The organism is Gemmobacter megaterium, from assembly GCF_900156815.1.
GTDB classification, from domain to species: Bacteria; Pseudomonadota; Alphaproteobacteria; order Rhodobacterales; family Rhodobacteraceae; genus Wagnerdoeblera; species Wagnerdoeblera megaterium.
Genome location: NZ_FTOT01000035.1, coordinates 1 through 2,352, shown reverse-complemented (window position 1 = coordinate 2,352; position 2,352 = coordinate 1). Strand labels below are relative to the sequence as shown.

The 2,352-nt window shown below is 57.7% G+C and carries 3 protein-coding genes and 1 tRNA gene; 3 read left to right on the top strand and 1 reads right to left on the bottom strand.

What is annotated here, in order from left to right:
- The 3 genes from BW970_RS20175 to BW970_RS20165 form a co-directional block, all read left to right on the top strand.
- On the top strand, positions 1-648 hold a 648-nt coding region (locus BW970_RS20175), incomplete at its 5' end, for an ATP-binding protein (RefSeq protein ID WP_234978508.1).
- Positions 649-653: 5 nt separating this feature from the next.
- On the top strand, positions 654-872 hold the full coding sequence (locus BW970_RS20170; protein WP_076534748.1) for a KTSC domain-containing protein: 219 nt from the start codon (positions 654-656) through the stop codon (positions 870-872).
- Between the two features lies 1 nt (position 873).
- The gene (locus tag BW970_RS20165) at positions 874-1,911 is read left to right on the top strand and encodes a hypothetical protein (protein ID WP_076534746.1); all 1,038 of its coding nucleotides are present in this window, start codon (positions 874-876) and stop codon (positions 1,909-1,911) included.
- Positions 1,912-2,259: 348 nt separating this feature from the next.
- On the opposite strand, the gene BW970_RS20160 is transcribed toward BW970_RS20165, so the two are convergent.
- Positions 2,260-2,336: transfer RNA gene (locus BW970_RS20160), tRNA-Met, on the bottom strand.
- Between the last annotated feature and the right edge of the window lie 16 nt (positions 2,337-2,352).

Here is a 2,352-nt window from a genome sequence, read left to right as displayed (position 1 = left end):
ATAGCGGGCAGGATCAGGTCTCGTCATCTCAGACCATTAACCCCATGGATTCCCCGTGTGAATCCTGCTCCCTGGGGACTTCTGCAACAAAGCCCGCGTAACCTCTCGGAGGGCGGGCGCGAACGCCCGCTGCTCGTCGTGATGGAGGAAGCGCACAGCTATCTTGGCGACAATGGCAGCAGCGCCGCCTCGATCGCGACCCAGCGCATCGTCAAGGAAGGGCGCAAATATGGGATCGGCGCGATGATCGTCAGCCAGCGCCCGGCCGAGATCAATCCCACGATCCTGTCACAATGCGGGACCTTCTTTGCGATGCGGTTGAGCAACGCCACCGATCGCTCACATGTGACCAGCGCGCTCTCCGACAACCTTGAAGGTTTGACGAGCATGTTGCCGGTGCTGCGCACCGGCGAGGCTATCATTCTCGGCGAAGCGGTGAGGCTCCCAATGCGGACAATGATCCAGGCGCCGCCTCGCGATCGTCGCCCCGACAGTCAGGATCCGTTGATCTGTGACGAAGCCGCGCCCGAGGATTCGATGACGCCAGGCGGTTGGAACCTGAAAATGCACATCGCCGCGGACTATCGTTATTTTGTCGAAACCTGGCTCCAGCAGAATCCGGTCCCCACCCCACCCAACAAGGAATAACACATATGACCTGGCACGATTTCGCCCCCTTCACTTCGTCAAACATCGCCGCAGTCCGCTACGATGAAGATCACCTGCTGCTTGAGGTCGAGTTTCTCAACAACACCCGCTATCATTACTATGAGGTGCCGCCGCAGATTGCCCTGGCCTTCGATCAGGCCGGATCGAAGGGGACTTTCCTCGCGTCGACCATCAAGGGTCATTATCGCTACAGTCGGGTCTGATATGCCACTTGTCGGCCTCGATCAGAAAAATTCTCGCGTTCAGTTTGGTGCCTTCGAGGTCGACAACAAGATCTTATTCGAGTTCTTCAACAAGGTTCCGGCAGCCGATCGCGACGAGCAGCTTCACAAAGCTCTCTATATCGGCGTCCTGGCGCTAATGGAGGACCGACTCTCGAGCTTCCTTTCGAGAACCGCGAACGAGCTCGGCACCGAGCTCGAAAGTCTGAAGCTCATCTTCGACATGAAGAAAGAGCTTTTCTATCGGTCTGCGGTCAAGGGTGTGCTCGCTGAAACTGAGATCGCCGACTTCCTGTCCGAGTTTTTCGGTCGCCAGAAGATCGCTGACCGGATCGAGCTTACCGGCGATCGTGCGGGGGCGATCCGTCGGAATAAGACGGGCGACATCGTCTGCCATCTGGCCGGTGACAGCGGCAAACGGATCGCGATCGAGTGCAAGTTCGACAAGAGCATCCGCCTTGGCGACATCCAGACGAAGGACATCTTCACGAAGAAAGCGGACACGGCCTGGAGCCAGCTCCTCGAAGCGCAGGCGAATCGCGACAGCCAGGCTGGGATCATCGTGTTCGACGCCTCGCTCGTCGATAACAGCATCCTGGTTGCGGTGCAGGATCTTAAGTTCTTGCCCGGTATCGGTCTGATCGCGATCATCGATTCCCAAAAGGGTGATTATCGCAACCTCGCCATCGCCTACATGCTCGCGCGCGACATCGCCCTCAATGCAAAGACGATCGAGCTTGATACGGATGTCCTCAAGATCATCGTCAATCGGCTGATCAAGGATGCGCGCGACATGGCGCTGGTGAAGCACCTCGTCACCGCCAATATCGACAATATGAAGCAGATCCTCGCACAGATCGAGAAAGGCATCCTCCTTGCCGAATTCAATCAGCGCTACCTCATCAAGTTTCTCGCCGAGGGGACACTCACTAAGGAGGATATGCTGGCCTTCTATGCGGGCGAAGAGATCAAGGAACGCTTCCGCTTGATCGAGCGGGAAATAGGAGAGCTTTGCTCTTGACGTGGAGAGCTCCCCTTATCGCGGACGCCCTCATCGAGGGATTAGTGTCCACTATCAATGGTGGACACTACCAGCTCTCTCAGCCTGCGGCAGAGCGGTCAGACCGGACGGGTACGTTGCTTCGCCATTGAGCGAAGGCCCACCGTCCCCAGTGTCTTCGTCTGAAGCCCCCTTGGCAGGGGATGTGATCGATGTGGAACTGCGTTGCGGGTCAGCTGGAGAGCAGCTATTGCGCCTGGTCAGGTTTCGTGGGGGCGGCCAATCTTGACCGCTGCTTGACCGGGAATGCGTGAAGCCCCGGCGTGTGGGCGGGGCTTGGATGTAGTATATTGATCTTATTGCATTTTTTGGTTGCGGGGGCAGGATTTGAACCTGCGGCCTTCAGGTTATGAGCCTGACGAGCTACCGGGCTGCTCCACCCCGCGCCATTGTAGGGAGATT

Coding starts and splice junctions, on each gene's coding strand:
- BW970_RS20165 (WP_076534746.1), top strand. CDS start 874: ATGCCACTTGTCGGCCTCGATCAGAAAAATTCTCGCGTTCAGTTTGGT.
- BW970_RS20170 (WP_076534748.1), top strand. CDS start 654: ATGACCTGGCACGATTTCGCCCCCTTCACTTCGTCAAACATCGCCGCA.